The 19,261-nt window shown below is 72.3% G+C and carries 17 protein-coding genes; 8 read left to right on the top strand and 9 right to left on the bottom strand.

Annotated elements, in window-relative coordinates; genetic code table 11:
* Window positions 1-5: 5 nt before the first annotated feature.
* Window positions 6-776, bottom strand: a complete 771-nt coding sequence (locus ACFW9Z_RS32245; RefSeq protein ID WP_384646386.1) for an IclR family transcriptional regulator — start codon at window positions 774-776, stop codon at window positions 6-8.
* 142 nt (window positions 777-918) lie between these two features.
* On the opposite strand from ACFW9Z_RS32245, the gene ACFW9Z_RS32240 reads away from it, so the two are divergent.
* The 4 genes from ACFW9Z_RS32240 (at window position 919) to ACFW9Z_RS32225 (ending at window position 6,065) form a co-directional block, all read left to right on the top strand.
* Window positions 919-2,439 (top strand): aldehyde dehydrogenase (NADP(+)), encoded by a 1,521-nt coding sequence (locus ACFW9Z_RS32240; RefSeq protein WP_384646383.1) that lies wholly within the window; start codon window positions 919-921, stop codon window positions 2,437-2,439.
* A gap of 51 nt (window positions 2,440-2,490) precedes the next feature.
* On the top strand, window positions 2,491-4,050 hold the full coding sequence (locus tag ACFW9Z_RS32235) for a hypothetical protein (RefSeq protein WP_384646381.1): 1,560 nt from the start codon (window positions 2,491-2,493) through the stop codon (window positions 4,048-4,050).
* A 124-nt stretch (window positions 4,051-4,174) separates the two neighbouring features.
* Window positions 4,175-4,891 (top strand): DsbA family oxidoreductase, encoded by a 717-nt coding sequence (locus ACFW9Z_RS32230; protein ID WP_384646379.1) that lies wholly within the window; start codon window positions 4,175-4,177, stop codon window positions 4,889-4,891.
* A 106-nt stretch (window positions 4,892-4,997) separates the two neighbouring features.
* Window positions 4,998-6,065, top strand: a complete 1,068-nt coding sequence (locus ACFW9Z_RS32225) for an aminotransferase class V-fold PLP-dependent enzyme (protein WP_384646378.1) — start codon at window positions 4,998-5,000, stop codon at window positions 6,063-6,065.
* Window positions 6,066-6,093: 28 nt separating this feature from the next.
* On the opposite strand, the gene ACFW9Z_RS32220 is transcribed toward ACFW9Z_RS32225, so the two are convergent.
* Window positions 6,094-6,681 (bottom strand): MarR family winged helix-turn-helix transcriptional regulator, encoded by a 588-nt coding sequence (locus tag ACFW9Z_RS32220; RefSeq protein ID WP_384646377.1) that lies wholly within the window; start codon window positions 6,679-6,681, stop codon window positions 6,094-6,096.
* Window positions 6,682-6,860: 179 nt separating this feature from the next.
* On the opposite strand from ACFW9Z_RS32220, the gene ACFW9Z_RS32215 reads away from it, so the two are divergent.
* Window positions 6,861-7,931 (top strand): alkene reductase, encoded by a 1,071-nt coding sequence (locus ACFW9Z_RS32215; RefSeq protein ID WP_384646375.1) that lies wholly within the window; start codon window positions 6,861-6,863, stop codon window positions 7,929-7,931.
* Here the strand turns inward: ACFW9Z_RS32215 and ACFW9Z_RS32210 are convergent.
* The 6 genes from ACFW9Z_RS32210 to ACFW9Z_RS32185 form a co-directional block, all read right to left on the bottom strand.
* Window positions 7,907-8,944, bottom strand: a complete 1,038-nt coding sequence (locus tag ACFW9Z_RS32210) for a VOC family protein (protein WP_384646372.1) — start codon at window positions 8,942-8,944, stop codon at window positions 7,907-7,909. The genes ACFW9Z_RS32215 and ACFW9Z_RS32210 overlap by 25 nt on opposite strands.
* 110 nt (window positions 8,945-9,054) lie before the next feature.
* Window positions 9,055-9,948, bottom strand: a complete 894-nt coding sequence (gene thpD, locus ACFW9Z_RS32205) for an ectoine hydroxylase (protein WP_384646370.1) — start codon at window positions 9,946-9,948, stop codon at window positions 9,055-9,057.
* Between the two features lie 6 nt (window positions 9,949-9,954).
* Entirely contained in the window at window positions 9,955-10,353 is a 399-nt protein-coding gene (locus tag ACFW9Z_RS32200; protein ID WP_015607780.1) for an ectoine synthase, read from the bottom strand.
* Window positions 10,354-10,487: 134 nt separating this feature from the next.
* Window positions 10,488-11,750: a diaminobutyrate--2-oxoglutarate transaminase gene (gene ectB / locus ACFW9Z_RS32195; protein WP_384646367.1), complete on the bottom strand. Its 1,263-nt coding sequence runs from the start codon at window positions 11,748-11,750 to the stop codon at window positions 10,488-10,490.
* Between the two features lie 229 nt (window positions 11,751-11,979).
* Complete coding sequence (gene ectA, locus ACFW9Z_RS32190; RefSeq protein ID WP_384646365.1) at window positions 11,980-12,510, bottom strand: diaminobutyrate acetyltransferase; 531 nt, start codon at window positions 12,508-12,510, stop codon at window positions 11,980-11,982.
* Window positions 12,511-12,818: 308 nt separating this feature from the next.
* A complete protein-coding gene (locus ACFW9Z_RS32185) occupies window positions 12,819-13,925 on the bottom strand; it encodes a pyridoxal-phosphate-dependent aminotransferase family protein (RefSeq protein ID WP_384646363.1) in 1,107 nt (368 codons plus the stop codon).
* 87 nt (window positions 13,926-14,012) lie between these two features.
* On the opposite strand from ACFW9Z_RS32185, the gene ACFW9Z_RS32180 reads away from it, so the two are divergent.
* Together ACFW9Z_RS32180 and ACFW9Z_RS32175 are read left to right on the top strand one after the other, a co-directional pair.
* Window positions 14,013-15,149 carry an amidohydrolase family protein gene (locus ACFW9Z_RS32180; protein WP_384646361.1) on the top strand — a complete coding sequence of 379 codons (1,137 nt, stop codon included), beginning with the start codon at window positions 14,013-14,015 and terminating at the stop codon, window positions 15,147-15,149.
* 335 nt (window positions 15,150-15,484) lie between these two features.
* A complete protein-coding gene (locus ACFW9Z_RS32175) occupies window positions 15,485-16,591 on the top strand; it encodes an SCO1860 family LAETG-anchored protein (protein WP_384646359.1) in 1,107 nt (368 codons plus the stop codon).
* Window positions 16,592-16,702: 111 nt separating this feature from the next.
* Here ACFW9Z_RS32175 and cobC read toward each other — a convergent pair whose 3' ends face one another.
* On the bottom strand, window positions 16,703-18,313 hold the full coding sequence (gene cobC / locus ACFW9Z_RS32170; RefSeq protein ID WP_384646357.1) for an Rv2231c family pyridoxal phosphate-dependent protein CobC: 1,611 nt from the start codon (window positions 18,311-18,313) through the stop codon (window positions 16,703-16,705).
* A gap of 202 nt (window positions 18,314-18,515) precedes the next feature.
* On the opposite strand from cobC, the gene ACFW9Z_RS32165 reads away from it, so the two are divergent.
* A complete protein-coding gene (locus ACFW9Z_RS32165; RefSeq protein WP_384646355.1) occupies window positions 18,516-19,238 on the top strand; it encodes a ZIP family metal transporter in 723 nt (240 codons plus the stop codon).
* The last annotated feature ends 23 nt before the right edge of the window (window positions 19,239-19,261 follow it).

Genomic DNA, 19,261 nt, shown 5'->3' with positions numbered 1-19,261 from the left:
AGGGCTCAGAGCCTCCGGGTGGCGAGCGCGAGCCGGTCGCGGGCGTCCAGCAGGGCGTCCGTGACCGTCCGCTCGTGGCCGGGGGTGAGCCGGGCGACCGGCACCGAGCAGCTGACCGCGTCGCGGGCGGGCGTCCGGTAGGGGATCGCCACCCCGAAGCAGCGCAGGCCGAGGGTGTTCTCCTCACGGTCCACCGCATAGCCCTGCTCGCGGACCAGGCGCAGCTCCTCGATGAGCTTCTCGCGGTCGGTGACGGTGTGTTCGGTCAGCGCGGGGAGCGTCTCGGGGAGCAGCTCGCGGACCTGCTCGTCGCTGTGGGTGGCCAGCAGCGCCTTGCCGAGCGCGGTGGAGTGCGCGGGCAGCCGACGGCCGACCCGGGTGAAGGGGCGCAGATGGTGCTGGGACTGCCGGGTGGCGAGGTAGACCACGTTCGTCCCGTCGAGCCGGGCCAGGTGGATGGTCTCCGTGGTGTCGTCGGCCAGCCGGTCCAGGGTGGGCCGGGCGGCCGCCACGACCTCGTCGCCGTCGATGTAGGAGGTGCCCACCAGCAGGGCGCGCACCCCGATCCCGTACCGCGTGCCCGTCGCGTCCGTCTCCACCCAGCCGAGCTCCACCAGCGTGCGCAGCAGCATGTAGAGGCTGGACTTGGGGTAGCCCACGGCCTCCTGGACGGCGGCGAGGGAGTGCATGCCGGGGCGGCCCGCGAAGTATTCGAGCAGCTCCACCGTCCGCACCGCGGACTTGACCTGTGCCCCGCCGGGCTCGGCGACCGACATCGCCCACGCTCCTTCTTCGGCTTCTGGGGCCATTGCCAACACGGAAGGCCCGGAAATAGAGTCCGAGCATGTTCACGATCAGGAACTCCGTTCAGAATACCGAACGCTTCTGACGGGTGTTCCGGGACCGGGAGGGATCACGGTGAGCGCAGCACCAGTCTGGAGCGTCGACCCCCGCAGCGGGAACCCGCGCGAGCAGGTCACGGTGGAGGCCACCGCCGAGGAGGTCGACCGGGCGGTCCGGGCGGCGCACGCCGTACGGGACGCCCTGGCCGACCGCACGGCGCGCGCCGCGTTCCTGCGTACGGCGGCGGAGCTGCTGGAGGAGTCCGGTCCGCACATCATCGAGGCCGCCGACGCGGAGACCGCCCTCGGACCGGCCCGGCTCGCCGGGGAACTCGCGCGCACAGCAGCCCAGTTGAGGGCCTTCGCGGAGGTCGTCGAGGAGGGCGCCTACCTCGGCATCCACATCGACCACGAGGACGGCTCCCGCACCCCGCCCTGGCCCGACCTGCGCCGCTGGAAGATCCCGCTCGGGGTGGTCGCCGTCTACGCGGCGAGCAACTTCCCGCTCGCCTTCTCCGTCCCCGGCGGCGACACCGCCAGCGCCCTCGCCGCGGGCTGCCCGGTCGTGGTCAAGGCGCACCCCGGCCACCCGGCCACCTCCGAGCTCTGCGCCTCGGTGCTCCGCCGCGCCGCCGCCCGCACCGGGCTGCCCGAGGACGTCGTGACCCTGGTCCACGGCTTCGACGCGGGCGTCGAGCTGATCCGCCACCCGCTGGTGGCGGCGGCGGGGTTCACCGGCTCGGTACGCGGCGGACGGGCCCTGTTCGACGCGGCGGCCGCCCGCCCCGCCCCCATCCCCTTCCACGGCGAACTCGGCTCGCTCAACCCGGTGGTGGTCACCGAGGCGGCAGCCGCCGAGCGCTCCGGGGAGATCGGCGCCGGGCTCGGCGCCTCCATGACCCTGGGCGTCGGCCAGTTCTGCACCAAGCCCGGCTTCGTCCTCGCCCCGTCCGGCGACGCGGGCGACCGGCTGCTGAAGGCCCTCACCGAGGCGGTCAGCTCCGCCGGTTCCGGCGTGATGCTGGACCACCGGATGCGGGACGCCTTCCTCGCGGGCGTACGCGAACGGGCCGGGCTCCCGGACGTGGCGGCCCCCGTCACCCCCGGCGCGGCCGGTGAGCACACGGTCTCCGCCGGTTTCCTGACCGTACCGGCCGCCCACCTGGCCGCCGAGGGCCCGCACGACGCGCTCCTGGAGGAGTGCTTCGGGCCGGTCACCGTGATCGCCCGGTACGGCTCCGGGGACGAGGTCGCCGCCGTCCTCGCCCGGCTCCCCGGCAACCTCACCGCCACGCTCCAGACCGCGACGGAGGGCGACGACCCGGAGGCGGCCGGTCTCCTCGCCGCGCTCACCCCGCTCGCCGGGCGCATCCTGGTCAACGGCTGGCCGACCGGCGTCGCCGTCGCCCCGGCCCAGCATCACGGCGGCCCCTACCCGGCGGCCACCTCCCCCTCCACCTCGGTCGGCGCGACGGCGATCGAACGCTGGCTGCGCCCGGTGACGTACCAGAACACCCCCGACGCGCTCCTTCCGCCGGAACTCCGCGAGGCCAACCCGCTGTCCCTGCCCCGCCGGGTGGACGGGCGCCGGGAATGAGTCCGGGCTGAACTCGGCCAACAGCACGTGGAGAGAACGGGGGACCGGCCGGTGTCGGCGAGACTGAAGTCCGACCAGCGGGCGATAGCCGTGGTGGAGTTGCTGGGAACGACGACGGAGTGCGACGACTTCGAGCAGGCGCTGGCGGAGAGAAGGTGGCCGGTCCTCCAGAAGGAGGGTGGCCCCGCCACGGCGATGACCGCACGCACGACCCGCTATGTGCTGGAATGCCGCTTCCCCGGCAGCCGGGTCAACGCCCGGCGCGGAGCGCGGGAGCGCATCGAGGTGGTGGGGGACGAGCTACAGCTCGATCTCAACGTAGAGGTCACCGACCTGGTGGTCAGAGACCCCGAGGCCCGGCCGGACTGGTTCGCCTACGAGCGCCCGGCCGCCGATGACCCTCCGGCGAACCCTCCGACGCGCCGGGCGCGGTGGCGGAGGCGGGTCCGGCGGTGGTGCGCCGAGCGGCTCGCGCCCTACCGCACGGGGCGTCATATCTCCGCCCCGTCCCGCTCGCGCGCCGAGGAACTCGCCACACGCATGCTGCCGGGCGCGGTCGCGCCCTCGCCGCGCGTCACGGTCCGCCGGTCCATCGGAGCTGCGGACCCGGACCCGGGCGCCGTGATCGGGCGACGGCGGCGGGAGACCCGCGAGATGGTCAAGCTCTGCCACGCCGCGGCGGCCCTCATGATCATGTCGTCGCTGATCGCCCGCCTCTGGCCGCAGGGCCTCGCGGCCTGGTGGGTGCTGGGTGTGGTGTCGGTGGCGGCTCTGGGGCTGGCCGCCCACTGGCTGACCCGGATCATGCCCGGCCAGCCCGGGGCCGCCCTGGGGACGGCCCTGGCGCTCGGCGTGGCCATGGCCGCCTTCGGAACCATGATCGAAGCCTCCGGGGGGTCCGGCGGGCCCTCGGGGGCGCTGGGTCTCGTCCTCGTCGCCGCCGGTTATGCGGTCTTCACGGGGATCCGCCTGCTGGTACGTCAGTGGACCTGGCGGGTCGTCGCCCCCTGGCTGCTCCCCGCCGTGCTGCCGCTCGTCCTGGGGTTCTTCCCCTCCCTGGGCCTGGGGCTCCACGCGCTCTACCTCGATGCTTTCGGCCTGAACCTGGAGGACGTGGAGATCCCGAGGCTCTGGCAGCTCATCGCGACGGTCAGGCTGGGGCTCGCGGTCAACCTCTGGCTCATCGCCCTGGCCGGGCTCGGGTATCTGCAGCATCTCCACTGGTGCGTACGCGACCGATGGCCCGCCTACACCCTGCTGGGCTTCTTCGCCCTGCTTCTGCTGTGGACCGGCGTCTGGAGCCTCGGGCTCGAAACGGCCGCTCGCGCCGGGAACGACGCGGTGAGGGCGGCGGCATCACGGCAGGCCGTGGACGCGTACTACGGCATCGCCCCGCAGTGGGTGTGCGTGCGCCCCATCGGCCCGGCCGACCGCGTCCATGTCGACGGCGGGGAGTTCCACCCTTCCCGCCCGTACGTGAAGATCGGCGACGCGGCCGGGACGGCGGTGCTCTGGGACCCCGCCGAGAAGGGCGCGCTCAAGATGCCCATGAACAAGCTCCGCATCGTCCCGGTGGACGAGCCCCCGGAGAAGTGCGCCACCTCTGGGTGAACCGCTCCGGTACCGACGGCCGGTCCCCGGGAATCACCTGGTCAGGTTCGGTGTTCGACTCAGTGACCTGGCCTGCGGGGAATCCCTCCGCACCCGTCCGCGATCCCTGGAGAGAAGAAGAGTCATGCGCGTCGAGATCTGGTCCGACATCGCCTGTCCCTGGTGCTACATCGGCAAGGCCCGCTTCGAGAAGGGCCTCGCCGAGTTCGCCCACCGGGACGAGGTCGAGGTCGTGCACCGCTCCTTCGAGCTCGACCCCGGGCGGGCCAAGGGGGAGCGGGAGCAGGTCGTCGACATGCTGGCCGCCAAGTACGGGCGGACCCGTGAGGAGGCCGCCGCGATGGAGGCCAACGTGGCGGCCAACGCGCGGGCCGAGGGGCTCGGTTACCGGACCGAGGGGCGGGACCACGGCAACACCTTCGACATCCACCGGCTGCTGCACCTGGCCAAGGCCCGCGGCCGCCAGGACGAGTTGCTGACCCTCGCCTACCGGGCCAACTTCGCCGAGGAGCGGTCCGTCTTCGACGACGACGTCCTGCTCGCCCTCGCCGTGGAGGCCGGGCTCGACGCCGACGAGGCGCGGGCGGTGCTCGCCGACCCCGAGGCGTACGCGGACGACGTCCGGACCGATGAGCGCGAGGCGGCCGAGCTGGGCGCCGGTGCGGTGCCGTTCTTCGTGCTCGACCGGAGGTACGGGATCTCCGGCGGCCAGCCCTCGGAGGTCTTCGTCCAGGCGCTGGAGCAGGCGTGGAAGGACCGGCCGGTCACCGCGCTGACCACCGTCGGCGGCGACGCGGCGGCCTGTGACGCGGACGGCGCCTGCGAGGTCCCGCGCGACTGAACCCCCGATCCTCTGCGGCTGAACCCCGTCTCCATAAGGAATCCTTGGGTTCGCGACGTAGAAATCGGTCATTGACTATGGTGTGCGGCGGCCCCAGGCTGGGCCCATGACGATCTCTCCGCTCAGCCGGGTGGCCGCCGCCGAGTTCGCGCCGGAGGTCACGTACCTCAACACCTCCAGCTGGGGACTGCTGCCCCGCCGCACCATCGCCGCCGTCAAGGCCCTCGCCGACGAGAACGCCGTCGGCCGCCGGATCGGCGCGGGCAGCTTCGACGCGGTGGAGGCGGCCCGTGTCGGCTTCGCCCGGCTCGCCGGGGTGCACCCGGACCGGGTCGCCACCGGCAGCTCGGTCACCGTCCATGTCGGGCTGATCGCCGCCTCGCTCCCGGCGGGCGCCGAAGTCCTCGCGCCCGAGGGCGAGTTCACCTCCGTGGTCAGCCCGTTCGCGCTCCGCGGCGACCTGCGTATGCGGTACGTCCCGCTCGCGGACCTCGCCGACGCCGTACGGCCCACGACCGCGCTCGTCGCCTTCTCCTCGGTCCAGTCGGCCGACGGCCGGGTCGCCGACCTCGCCGCCGTCCGCGCGGCCGCCGCCGCGCACGGGGCCCGGACCCTCCTGGACGCCACCCAGTCGGCGGGCTGGTTCCCGCTGGACGCCGGGGCGTACGACTACACCGTGACCGGCGGCTTCAAGTACCTGCTCTGCCCGCGCGGTACGTCGTTCCTCACCGTGACCGAGGAGGCCCAGGCCACCCTGCCGAAGCTCTTCGCCGGGTGGGTCGCCGCCGGTGCGCCCTGGACCAGCAACTACGGCCCGCTGGAACAAGTGACCCCCGGCGCCCGGGGCTTCGACGAGCCGCCCGCCTTCCTCTCGTACCACGGGGCCGAGCACTCCCTCGCGCTGCTCACGGAGATCGGGACCGACGCGCTGTACGCACACGCCACCGCGCTCGCCGCCCGGTTGCGCTCGGGGCTGGTGGAGCTGGGGCACAAGGTGGTCCCCGGGGAGTCGGCGATCGTCTCCGTGCCGGGGCTCGACGGCCGTCAGCCGGAGCTCACACGGGCCGGGGTCGCGGTCTCGGCCCCCGCCGGGAACCTGCGGATCTCCTGCCACCTCTACAACACCGAGGCCGATGTGGACCGGGTGCTGGAGGTGCTGGACCGGAGAGCCTGAGGGGCTTGTGGCTCGTCGGCCCCGTCCCTCACCCCCGCTCCGGGCACCCCGCCGTCTCCTGGCAGAGGTTCGCCTCCACCTTTGCCAGCAGCCGGGTCAGCTCGGTGCGTTCGTCGGTCTCCAGGCCCGCGAGCGTGTGCTCCTCCAGGCTGCCCCAGGCGTCCCGCACCGCCGTGTGCAGCGCGCAGCTCTCGTCCGTCGCCTCGACCAGGACGGCCCGCCGGTCGTCCGGATCGGGGCGGCGGCGCACGTGCCCGGTCTGTTCGAGGCGCTGGAGCATCTTGGTGATCGTGGAGGGGTCCAGGTCCAGGGTCTTGATCAGCTCGGCCTGGCGGACCGGGCCCGCGTCCCACAGGTGCATCATCAGGAGCTCCTGGCCCGGGTAGAGCCCGAGCCCCTTCAGCAGCTTCCCCGCCGCGATCCGGTGCAGCCGGGCGACACGGGAGACGGCATGGCTCACGGGCCCGCTGAGCGCTGCTCCGGGCAGCGCGTCGGTACACCCGGCCTCCGGCAGCGCGTCGGTACAGGCGGCTTCCGGCAGCGCGTCGGTACGCCCGGCTTCCGGCAGCGCGTCGGTACAGGCGGCTTCCGTGGTGCCGGCGGTGGCGGTGTTCATGTCGGGGCTCCTCGGTGCTGCTCCGGTGGGGCTTCGATGATGCCCGGCAATCCTTCTCCCCACTTTACCTTGGTCGGCCAATTAATGAGCTACAGTGGCGTCAGCGCCGATGGTTGGCCGACCACATAATTCCTTGGCCGACCACGTACTCCTTGCCGCACACTTCTCTGGAGACCCCGATGACCACCGCTTTCGACCCGATCGACCTGTCCGGCACCCCGCTGGCCAACCGCATCGTGATGGCCCCGATGACCCGAAGCCGGGCGGGCGAGGGCGGTACGGCCACCGAGCTCACCGCCGCCTACTACGCCCAGCGCGCCTCGGCCGGCCTCGTCATCACCGAGGGCATCCAGCCCTCCGTCGTGGGCCAGGGCTACCCCTTCACACCCGGGCTGCACAGCGCCGAGCAGGTCGCCTCCTGGCGCAAGGTCACCGACGCGGTGCACGCCGAGGGCGGCCGGATCTTCGCCCAGATCATGCACTCCGGCCGCATCGGCCACCCGGTCCTGCTCCCCGACGGCCTGGTCCCGGTCAGCGCCTCCCCGGTCAGGGCGGCGGGCCAGCTCTACACCGCCGAGGGCCCCAAGGACTTCGTCGAGCCGCACGAGCTGACCGACGCCGAGATCCGGCAGACCGTCGCCGACTTCGTCTCCGCCTCCCGCAACGCCATCGAGGCCGGGTTCGACGGTGTGGAGCTGCACGGCGCCAACGGCTACCTCATCCACCAGTTCCTCGCGCCCAACACCAACCTCCGCACCGACGCCTGGGGCGGCTCGGAGACCGGCCGCATCCGGTTCGCCGTGGAGGTCGTCAAGGCGGTCGCGGCCGAGATCGGCGCGGCCCGGACCGGGCTGCGGATCTCGCCCGCCAACCCGTACAACGACATCGACGAGCCCGCCCCGGACGCCGTCTACACCGCGCTGGTCCAGGAGATCGAACCGCTCGGCCTCGCCTACCTGCACATCCTGGAGAACGCCCCGATCCGTGAGCTGACCCTCGCCCTGCGCAAGGCGTTCACCGGCACCGTCCTCATCAACGTGCACTCCGACGGCCCGACCGGGCCGGACGCCCACACCGTGATCGACGACGGGATCGCCGACCTGATCTCGTACGGCGCCCTCTTCCTCGCCAACCCGGACCTGCCCGCCCGGCTCAAGGCCGGAGGCCCCTTCAACACCCCCGACCCGTCGACCTTCTTCGGCGGCGACGCCAAGGGCTACACCGACTACCCGGCGCTGGACGCCGTCTGACGGTCCGCCGGAGGCTCCCCGTTCCACCGCCACGACGTGCGGCGCGGGTGGTCCGGCAGTGCGGTGCGGCCGGTGGCCCAGAGCAGGACGGTCCACCGGCCGCCGCCCGCCGGGGCGTCGGGGAAGAGCCGGGCCAGCACCCGGTCGCAGAGCGCGGCGGGCGGCTCCCAGGTGAGCCCGAGGCCCTCGGCGAGGTCATGGGTGTGCACCAGGGTCTCCACCACCCCCATCGCGGCGAAGCCCTCCGGGTCGGAGATCCCGAACCCGTGGTACGAGCGCACCTCGGGCGGGGTCGTCCGCACCATCGAGGCCAGCAGCGCCCCGCTCGCCTCCAGGGTGGCCAGCAGCCCGGCGGGCCCGGCCTCCCGGTCCGCGAAGACGGCGTTGTACGGCCCGCCCTGCCGCTCGGGCGCCCACCGGTAGGGCACCTCACCGTCGAGCGGGGGCGTACGCGGGCCCAACTGGACGGCGTACGCGAAGAGGTCGTCGCTCAGGTGCTCCGCCGTCTCCCAGCAGGTCCAGGTGAGGCTCCCGGCGGGGGAGTCCCAGCGGTCCGCCGGGGCCCCGGCCAGCACGTCCACCGCGAGCCGGACGGCGGTGGTCACGTCGTCGGCGGTGACCGGCAGCCGGGTCCCGGTCAGCGCGGCCCGCTCGGCGGCCGAGCACTCCACACAGAACTCGTTGCCCTCGGGGTCCGCCAGGGTCGCCCACCCCCGCCCGTTCGGTCTGCGGTGGTCGCCCACCAGGGTGGCGCCGAGCGCGAGCAGCCGCTCGACCTCCTCGTCCCGGGTGCGGTCCTGCGGCTGGATGTCCAGGTGGACCCGGTTCTTGACGGTCTTCGCGTCGGGCCCCTGGACGAAGAGGATCGCCGCGCCGGGGGTTTCGAGCAGGGCTTCCGGATCGCCGGGGAGGTCCTCGTCGGAGAGCGGGGCGCCGAGCACCCGGGACCAGAAGCTGCCGAGCGCGTAGGCGTCGGCGCAGTCGACGGTGATGTGCCGTACGTGGGAAGTCATGGCCGCCACCCTCTCCGGTGGCCGGTGGCGGGGTCCAGCGAGTTACGCGGCGGGGCCCGGGACGGCGTACCGTCCCGGGCCCCGCCATGCCTGTGTGCTTGCGTGTGCCGCTACTTCACCGGGGTGAAGTCCCGCGCCCCGATGAACTCGGGGCGGCGGATCGGAGCCGCGAAGGGCTCCTGCGCCGCGTTCTCCACGCTGTTGAAGACGATGAAGACGTTGGAGCGCGCGTACGGGGTGATGTTGTCGCCCGAGCCGTGCATGGCGTTGCAGTCGAACCAGGTCGCCGAACCGGCCTTGCCCGTGAAGAGCCTGATGCCGTGGCGGTCGGCCATCTTCGTCAGCGCCTCGTCGGACGGGGTGCCGGCGTCCTGCATCTGGAGCGACTTCTTGTAGTTGTCCTTCGGCGTCTCGCCCGCACAGCCGAGGAACGACTTGTGCGAACCGGGCATGATCATCAGCCCGCCGTTGGTGTCGAGGTTCTCGGTCAGCGCGATCGACACGGAGACGGTCCGCATGTTCGGCAGACCGTCCTCGGCGTGCCACGTCTCGAAGTCCGAGTGCCAGTAGAAGCCCGAGGCCCCGAAGCCCGGCTTCACGTTGATCCGGGACTGGTGGACGTAGACGTCCGAGCCGAGGATCTGGCGGGCCCGGCCCACCACCCGCTCGTCGCGGACCAGACCGGCGAAGACCTCGCTGATCCGGTGGACCTCGAAGACGGACCGTACGTTCTGCGACTGCTTCTCCACGATGGAGCGCTCGTCGGCCCGGATCAGCGGGTCGGAGACCAGCCGGTCCAGCTCCGTCCGGTAGACGGCGACCTCGTCCGGGGTGATCAGCTGGTCGACGGTGAGGAAGCCGTCCTGCTCGTACCCCTGGAGATCCTTGGCGGCGATCGGGCCCGGTGCGCCCGGCGCGGACCAGATGACCGGGTCCTGGCGGGGAGTGGTCATCTCGGCGGCGCCGCGCGAGGGGTACAGATCGGCGCGTACTTCGGTGGTCATGGTGGTTCAGGCCTCCTCGGTCAGCAGTGGGTAGACACCGTTCTCGTCATGGTCCTCCCGTCCGGTGACGGGAGGGTTGAAGACGCACACGCAGCGGAAGTCGGTCTTGGGCCGCAGGGTGTGCCGCTCATGCCCGTCCAGCAGGTACATCGTGCCCGGGGAGATCCAGTGGGTCTCGCCGGTCTCGTCGTTGGTGAGCTCGGCCTCGCCCTCGGTGCACAGGACCGCCTCGATGTGGTTCGCGTACCACATCGAGGTCTCCGTACCTGCGTACAGCACGGTCTCGTGGAGCGAGAAGCCCACCTTCTCCTTGGCGAGCACGATGCGCTTGCTCTCCCAGGTGCCGGACGCGGACTTCACATGCCGGTCGGTGTTCTCGATGTCACTGAACGATCGGACGATCACGGTGAGCGGTGCCTTTCTCTCGTGCTCCGCCCCGGGCCTGTGAGGCCCGGGGCTTCTCTTCTCCGCCTGCCCCGGGAGCGCCGGGGCAGGCCGTCTCGTCAGGCCGTCAGCCGTCAGCCGTCAGCCGTCAGCCTTCAAGCCGTCTCGCGGACGCAGCGGGCCAGCGTGCGCAGGCCCTCGTCCAGCTCCTCGACGGTGATGGTCAGCGGCGGAAGCAGCTTGACGACCTCGCTCTGCGGGCCGGAGGTCTCCAGCAGGAGACCCAGCTCGAAGGCGCGGGCGCAGACCGCCGAAGCGCGCGTCGGGTCCTCGAACTCCATGCCCCAGACCAGGCCCCGGCCGCGGAACCGCGCGGTCGGCTCCTCGGCGCAGATGGCCAGCAGCGCCTGCTCGACCTGCTCGCCGCGGGCCAGGGTCTGCTTCTCCATCTGGCCGTCGGCCCAGTAGGCGTCCAGGGCGGCGGCCGCCGTGACGAAGGCCGGGTTGTTGCCGCGGAAGGTGCCGTTGTGCTCGCCCGGCTCCCAGATGTCCAGCTCCGGCTTGAACAGACACAGCGACATCGGCAGGCCGTAGCCGCTGATGGACTTGGAGAGCGTGACGATGTCCGGGACGATCCCGGCCTCCTCGAAGGAGAAGAAGCCGCCGGTACGGCCGCAGCCCATCTGGATGTCGTCGACGATCAGCAGCATGTCCTGGCGGTGGCACAGCTCCTGGAGCGCGCGCAGCCACTCGGCGCGGGCCACGTTGATGCCGCCCTCGCCCTGGACCGTCTCCACGATCACGGCGGCGGGCTTGTTCAGGCCGGAACCCTGGTCCTCCAGCAGCCGCTCGAACCAGAGGAAGTCGGGGACCGTACCGTCGAAGTAGTTGTCGAACGGCATCGGGGTGCCGTGCACCAGCGGGATGCCCGCTCCAGCCCGCTTGAACGCGTTGCCGGTGACGGCGAGCGAACCCAGCGACATGCCGTGGAAGGCGTTGGTGAACGAGACGACGGACTCGCGGCCCTTGACCTTGCGGGCGAGCTTCAGCGCCGACTCGACGGCGTTGGTGCCCGTCGGGCCGGGGAACATCACCTTGTAAGGAAGATCGCGCGGGCGCAGGACGACGTTCTGGAACGTCTCCAGGAAGGCGCGCTTGGCGGTGGTCGCCATGTCCAGGCCGTGGGTGATGCCGTCGCGCTCGATGTAGTCGATCAGCGCTCGTTTCAGCACGGGGTTGTTGTGGCCGTAGTTGAGCGAACCGGCCCCGGCGAAGAAGTCCAGGTAGGAGTGGCCGTCCTCGTCGGTGAGCCGGGCGCCCTGCGCGCGGTCGAACACGGCGGGCCAGCCGCGGCAGTAGCTACGGACCTCCGACTCCAGGGTCTCGAAGACGCTCAGTGCGGGCGGGGTGATGGTCACAGCGGATCTCCTGCGTGAGGGGGCGTGACGGGCGGTGTGGTCGGTGCCCCGGCCGCGCCGGGGCGGCCGGGGACCGCGCCGGGTGGTCGGCCGGCGCGGAAAAGTCGTGGGGTACGGGGCGAGTCGTGGCGTACCGGGTGCGGTCGCGGTGTACCGGTGCGGTCATGGCGTACGAGGTGTTCCGGGCGTACGGGTCGGGTACGCCGGGCCGTACAGGGGGCCGGTCCGGTCAGGCGGCGAACGGGCCGATCCGGTAGAGGACTTCCGGCAGATGCGTCCCCTCGGGGAACAGCTCGCCGTCGAAGAGCACCTCCTGCTCCAGCGGGACGTCGTGCCGCTGGGCGTAGGACGTGAACAGCCGGTCGGATGCGGTGTTGTCCGGGGTGATCGTCGTCTCGACGCAGGACAGTCCCCGGTCGGCGGCGACGCGCGCGGTCAGTGCGTCCAGCAGGGTGCCGGCCAGTCCCTTGCCACGGTGCGCCCGGTCCACGGCCACCTGCCAGACGACCAGGTTCTCGGGGCGGTCGGGCCTGATGTAGCCGGTGACGAAGGCGATCGGCTCGCCGTCCTCGCCACGGGCGACGACGGACGTCGCGGCGAAGTCACGACACCACAGCAGGTAGCTGTACGAGGAGTTCAGGTCCAGAACCTCGGAGTCGCGGGCGATGCGCCAGATCGCGGCTCCGTCCTCCACTCGTGGCGTGTCGATACTGAGGAATTCGCTTCGGGCACGGGCAAAATCTGCTGGTGCGGCGGTCATGTGAATGAAATTTACCCAGCAAATTTCTAAATTGCATCGAGGCAAAGGGTTGGGTGGCGTACCGATATGTGTTATCAGGCGTGCGCGAGATCCCCTCCGATTCGGGTGCGATTTCCTGCCCTTTGTGCCGAATTTTTCGGGCATAATGCCGCCCGTGTGGAGTCGGTCACAGGGTTGTAACTCTCGTGAGACCTGTCCGAATCATGGAGTTCGAGCCCCGAAAAAACTTCTGCGTTTACGGGGCGAGATAGCGGGAAGAAGAATGCGGGGAGCTGCTTTCATTAAAGCGGCTCCCCGCATTATGAATATCAGAGGCCCGGCCAGGTTTCCGCGACCGCGCGACGGGCAGTCTCGAAGTCGACCCGCCGGCCCGTGTCGGCCAGCGCCGCCCCCAGAGCCGCGAGCGAGGACAGCACCGCGCTCCGCGTCGCGTCCGACCCGTAGTGATTGACCCGGATCATCTCCTTGGAGAGCGCCCCGCCGCCCGCGACGAGCGGCAGTGTGGGCTCCAGTTCCAGCGCCCGCGCGACCAGCGCGGAGGCGTCGGTCCCCGCCGGGGTGCGCAGCGTGGTGGCCACCGGAGCGGCGTCCCGCACCTCGTGGACGTACGGCTCCAGACCGCCGCCCAGCGCCACCGCGCCCGCCCGGGTCGCCGCGGCCGCCGAGGCGTGGCGGGCCATCACGGTCTCCGGGCCGTCCGCCTCGATCCGCTCCAGGCACGCCTCAAGACCCAGCATCTCCAACTGGGCCGGGGCGTGCGGCAGCGCCGTGCGGCCCGCGTCGATCCAGCGCTCCTTCCAGTCCAGGAGCGAGAGGTACGAGCGGCGCGGCGCGGCCGGGTTGGCGGCGATCCGCTCCCAGGCCCGCTCGCTCACGGACACCGCCGACACCCCGGCCGGACCGCCCATCGCCTTCTGCGCGCCGATCACGCACAGATCGACGCCCCAGGCGTCCGGCAGCAGCGGCTCGGCGGCCACCGAGGCGACCGCGTCCAGCATGAACAGCGCCCCGTGCGCCCGGACCACCTCACCGATCTCCGCGACCGGGTTGGTGTTGCCGGTCGCCGCCTCCGCGTGCACCAGCGAGACGAAGTCGATCTCCGGGTGCTCGGCGAGCGCCTCGGCGACCTGGCCGGCGGTCACCGCGGTGTGGAAGGGCACGGTGAGGTCGAGGACCTCGGCGCCGCAGTCCCGCAGCCAGTTGCCGAAGGTCTGCCCGTACGGTCCGGTGACCACGTTCAGCGCGGTCGAGCCGGGCCGGGCGCCGCCGCGGATGCACCCCTCCAGGGGCAGCAGCGCCTCGCCCTGGGTGATGACGACGTCCTGCTCGGTGGCGAGGAGGGCGGCCACCCGCCGCTCGATGTCCGCGAAGTGCGCGGCGGTCAGCGGGGGAAGATCGAGGAAGGGGTGCGTCACGGTGCGGCTCTCTTCGGATTCGTTCGGCGGTCGTTCGGCGGTCGAAAGGCTCCAGCAGCCTACCGACGGCCTCGTACAGTGCCGCGTATGAGTGATCGGGTGAGTGGTCCGGTGAGTGACCGGACGAGTGATCAGGAGCGGCGGCCGGTGCTGCGGGTGAAGGGGCGGGTCCTCGTCGGCCCGGACGAGGTGCGCGACGAACTGTGGGCCGTCGGCGGGCGGATCACCTACGAGCGGCCACCGGGCGCGGAGAGCGCGCAGACCGTCACGGGGTGGGCGCTGCCCGGCCTCGTCGACGCGCACTGCCATGTGGGCCTGGACCGGCACGGCCCGGTCGACGCGGCGACCGCCGAGAAGCAGGCGCTCACCGACCGGGACGCCGGGACGCTGCTCATCCGGGACGCCGGATCGCCCTCCGACACCCGCTGGACCGATGACCGCGAGGACCTGCCGAAGATCATCCGGGCGGGCCGCCACATCGCCAGGACCCGCCGCTACATCCGTAACTACGCCCATGAGATCGAGCCCGGCGACCTCGTCGCGTACGTCGCCCGGGAGGCCCGGCGCGGCGATGGCTGGGTCAAGCTGGTGGGGGACTGGATCGACCGGGACGCGGGCGACCTGACCGCCTGCTGGCCGCGCGGCGAGGTCGAGGCGGCCATCGCCGAGGCGCACCGGCTGGGCGCCCGGGTCACCGCGCACTGCTTCGCCGAGGCCGCGCTGCGCGATCTGGTGGAGGCGGGTATCGACTGCATCGAGCACGCCACGGGCCTCACCGAGGAGACCATCCCGCTCTTCGCCGAGCGCGGGGTGGCGATCGTCCCGACGCTGGTCAACATCGCCACGTTCCCCGACCTCGCGGCGGGCGGCGAGGCCAAGTTCCCGCGCTGGTCGGCGCATATGCGGCAGCTGTACGAGCGCCGCTACGACACCGTCCGGGCCGCGTACGACGCCGGGATCCCGGTCTTCGTCGGCACCGACGCGGGCGGCTCGCTGGCGCACGGCCTGGTCGCGGGCGAGGTCGCCGAACTGGTGAAGGCGGGCATCCCGCCCCTGGAGGCCCTCTCCGCCACCGCGTGGGGGGCCAGGCGGTGGCTGGGGCGGCCGGGGCTCGATGAGGGCGCTCCGGCGGACCTGGTCGTGTACGACGAGGACCCGCGCGCGGACGTCCGGGTGCTGGCCGCTCCGCGCCACATCGTGCTGAACGGGCGGGTCGTCGGCTGAGGTTGTGCCGGGTTGACAGGCAGTGACGGATACGGGCTCCGGCTCGTTGGTAGCGCTCAACTCGTCGGCGTACCTCGGCGTACGCTCCGGCGCGGTCGCACACCGTTCGGTTCGCGCCGTGTGAAACGGGTGACGGAGGGAGCCAGGAGGGAACGTGCGTGCCGAAAGATTCGAATATGCGCACGGAAACCCCCCTTTGGGGTGAACTCACGTCAGGTATCCGCCAGTTCACCCTCAGTGCGTAAAGATTCACGGAGTCGAGGCCACCGGCACAGGCGATGTCCCCCATTGGGCTGTGCCGGTGGCTCCATGTCTCTTGTGGGGGTTCCACCATCTTGAACAGCAACACCTTCCGTCTCGCCGCCCTCGCGGTCGCCGCCGCCCCGATCGCCCTGTTTGCCGCCGTCCCCGCGCAGGCAGCCCCGGCGACGCCCGCGACCGGCGGCGAGGGCAGGGCGAGCGCGGTCGTGCTCCGTACGGGGCTCGACGTCTCGCTCCTCAACAAGTCCGTCCAGGTGCCCCTGAAGGTCACGCTCAATGAGGTGCAGGCCCCGGCCAGCGCCGAGAAGACCGCGCTCACCGTGAACGTGGACGGGGTGGAGGGCGGAAAGCCGGTCAGTATCCTGCGCGCCGACGTGGCCACCGCGGAGGCCACGGTCGACGAGCACCGGGCCAAGGGGTACACCAACCTGGCCAAGGCCCGGGTCCATGTGCCCGGTCTGCCGGCCCTCTCGCTCGTCGAGGTCGAGAAGGTGACCTCCAAGGCGCTCTGCGAGGTGGGCAAGGAGCCCGTCGCCGAGTCGAACGTGCTTGGTCACGTCAAGGTGCTCGGCAAGAAGGTGACGCTCAGCGCGGGCGGGCCGACGCGGGTCGCGGTGCCGGGCGTCGGTGAGGTGACCCTCGACCTGTCGAAGACCGAGACCACCTCCCGTACGGCCGCCGCCACGGCGCTCCAGCTCAAGGTCGCGGTCAATCCGCTCAACCTCAACGTGGCCGAGGTGAACGGCGAGGTGACCCTCGCGGGGGCGACCTGCGAGACGCCGAAGACCAAGACGCCGGAGACGCCGGAGACGCCCGAGACGCCCGAGGAGCCGGGTGGCAGCGACGGCGGTGCGGCGGACGGGGGCGCCACGGGCGGTGACACCGATGGTTCCGACGGCGGTGACACCGGCGGTTCGGACGGCGGTTCCACCGGTGGTGACAAGGGCGACGACAAGGGCGACGACAAGGGCGGTGACACCGGCGACGACGGCAAGAGCGGTGGCGCCGATGTGAAGCCGCAGACCGGCTCCGACGCCGGTACCGCCCCCACCACGGCCAACCTCGCCGAGACCGGTGGCTCCTCCACCACCCCGTACCTCGCGGGCGGCGCGGCCCTGCTGCTCGCGGTCGGCGCGGGCGCCACGGTGGTCGCCCGCAGGCGCGGCAGCAACCAGAGCTGATCCGGGCCCAGCACGGGACCTGGGCGGCCCGGAGCCGATCCGGGCCCACGCACCGGACCTGAGGGGGCGGCGTTCGTACGACGGAACGCCGCCCCCGAGGGCCCGCCCCCCTCAGCGCCCCGTTCGCGCGGGCAGCGCCTGTATCGCCTGGTCCAGGGCCTGGAGGAAGCGGTTCGTCGTCGCCCGGTCGCGTACGGCGAGCCGCAGCCACTGCGGCCCCAGCCCCGGGAACGTGTCCCCGCGCCGGGCCGCGAAGCCCAGCAGCCGCAGCCGCTCCCGGATCTCCGCCGCCCGCTCCAGCCGGACCAGGACGAACGGCCCCCGCGCCTCCTCCACCACCCGTACCTCGCTGAACTCCGCGAGCCCGGCCAGCAGATGGGCCCGGTCCACCGTGATCCGGTCCGCCGCCTCGGCCGCCTCCACCAGCGCCCTCGGCTCCATGCACGCCTGGGCCGCCGCCAGCGCCGGGGACGACACCGGCCACAGCGGCTGCGCGTCGGCGAGCAGGGCGATCGTCTCCGGGGCGGCCAGCACGTAACCGATCCGCAGCCCGGCCAGCCCCCACGTCTTGGTGAGGCTGCGCAGCACGACCAGGCCCGGGATGTCCGTACGGCCGCACAGCGCCTCGCGCTCGCCCGGCACGACGTCCATGAACGCCTCGTCGACCACCAGCGTCCGCCCCGGTCTGGCCAGCCGCTCCAGCAGGGCCGCCGGGTGCAGCACGGACGTCGGGTTGGTCGGGTTGCCGACCACCACCAGGTCCGCCTCATCCGGCACCGCCGCCGGATCGAGCCGGAAGCCGTCCTCCGCCCGCAGCAGCACCCGCCCGACCCCGTGCCCGGCCGCCCGCAGCGCTGCCTCCGGCTCGGTGAACTGCGGATGCACGACCACCGGACACCGGGCCGGGAGCGCCCGCGCGATCAGGACGAACGCCTCGGCGGCACCCGCCGTCAACAGGACGCGCTCCACCGGCAGTCCGTGCCGCTCGGCGACGGCCGCGCGGGCCGGGGCGCCGTCGGGATAGGCGGCCAGCGAGACCAGCGACGCGGCTATCCGCTGACGCAGCCACTCCGGTGGGGTGTGGGTGCGGACGTTCACGGCGAGATCGGTCAGATTCTCGCCGCGCACCTCCGCGTCGCCGTGGTGGCGCAGGTCGGGCCCGGCGCTCTCGATGTCCCGCGTGGGGGGATGCGTGGGGGGATTCATGGCTGCCATGGTGAACGGGCGGGGGCCTTCCGTCACGAGTGGGGTGGAAGTTTTCTCGCCGGAAACAGGGAATGGCGCGAGGACGGCCGGAAACCGGCGGGCCACCGCACAGGTCGCGACCGCCGCCCGGCCCCGGGCCACGGACTTCGGCACCACCAGCTCGTCCGCGTCGATCAGCGCCGCCGCCTCCGCGACCGACGGCGTACCCACCGAAGCGGTGACCGCACCCGAAGGGTTCGGTACGCGCACCCCGGCCAGCGCCGCCGCCGGATGCGTGCGCACCGGCACCCCGAGCCGGGCGGCGGCCCCCACGATCCCGGGCTCGTCCGCCTTCGCGTCGACGGTCGCCACCTCCACGACATCGGCGGTCCGCAGCCCCGCCCCGCGCAGGGTCTCCTCGATCAGGCCGAACACCTCGTCGAGCGGCGCCCCGCTCCGGGCGCCGACCCCGACGACCAGGTTCCGTGCGCCGGGCCCGGGGGCGAGGGGGGCGGGGCCGGCGGCGGCTCCGGTCATGGGCGGATTCCTGAGGGCGGGATTCTCGTCATGGCGGAGCCTGCCTTTCACATCAAGCGGTGGGGGGTGGAGCTGTTCCGTATACGGTCACGGACCCGGCGGCCGTACGGCTCACGGACCTCGGCGTACGGGCGGCTGCGGGTGGCCCCGGTAAGGACACCCTGAGATGCGGTCGGAGGGGTCGATCGACTAGCAAGACCCCATGGCGGTGTTCGTCGCGCTCGGCGCGTTCCTGATGACTCTGGCCGGCGGCTGGGTCGCGCAACGCGTCACCGACCGCCGCCATCTGGTGCTCGGCTTCGCGGGCGGGCTGATGCTCGGGGTGGTCGGCCTGGACCTCCTGCCGGAGGCGATGGAGGCGGCGGGCACCCCGGTGTTCGGGGTTCCCGCCGCCCTGCTGCTCTTCGTCGGCGGCTTCCTGGTGGCCCATCTGGTCGAGGGGCTGCTCGCGGTACGCCAAGTGGCACACGGGGCCAGCGGTGAGCGTGTACCGCAGGTGGGGCTGACGGCGGCGGCCGCGATGGTCGGCCACAGCCTGATGGACGGCATCGCGCTGGGCGCCGCCTTCCAGGTCAGCGGAGCCATGGGCCTGGCCGTCGCCCTGGCCGTGATCAGTCATGACTTCGCCGACGGATTCAACACGTACACCCTCACCAGTCTTTACGGGAACGCCCGCCGCAAGGCGCTCCTGATGCTGTTCGCGGCTGCCGTGGCACCGGTCGTGGGCGCCGCGACGACGTTGCTGTTCACCCTTCCGGAGGAACTGCTCGGCGGCTATCTCGGATTCTTCGGCGGAGCCCTGCTCTACCTGGCCGCTGCCGAGATTCTTCCCGAGGCACACCACACCCATCCCGCCCGCTCCACCCTTCTCTGCACCATCGGGGGCGTGGGCTTCATCTGGCTGGTGGTCGGCATCGCGGAGTGAGCCGCGCGTACGCCTTTGTACGC

The sequence above is a fragment of the Streptomyces sp. NPDC059452 genome, from assembly GCF_042750035.1.
Lineage (GTDB): Bacteria > Actinomycetota > Actinomycetes > Streptomycetales > Streptomycetaceae > Streptomyces.
This window is presented reverse-complemented; position numbering and strand designations above follow the sequence as displayed.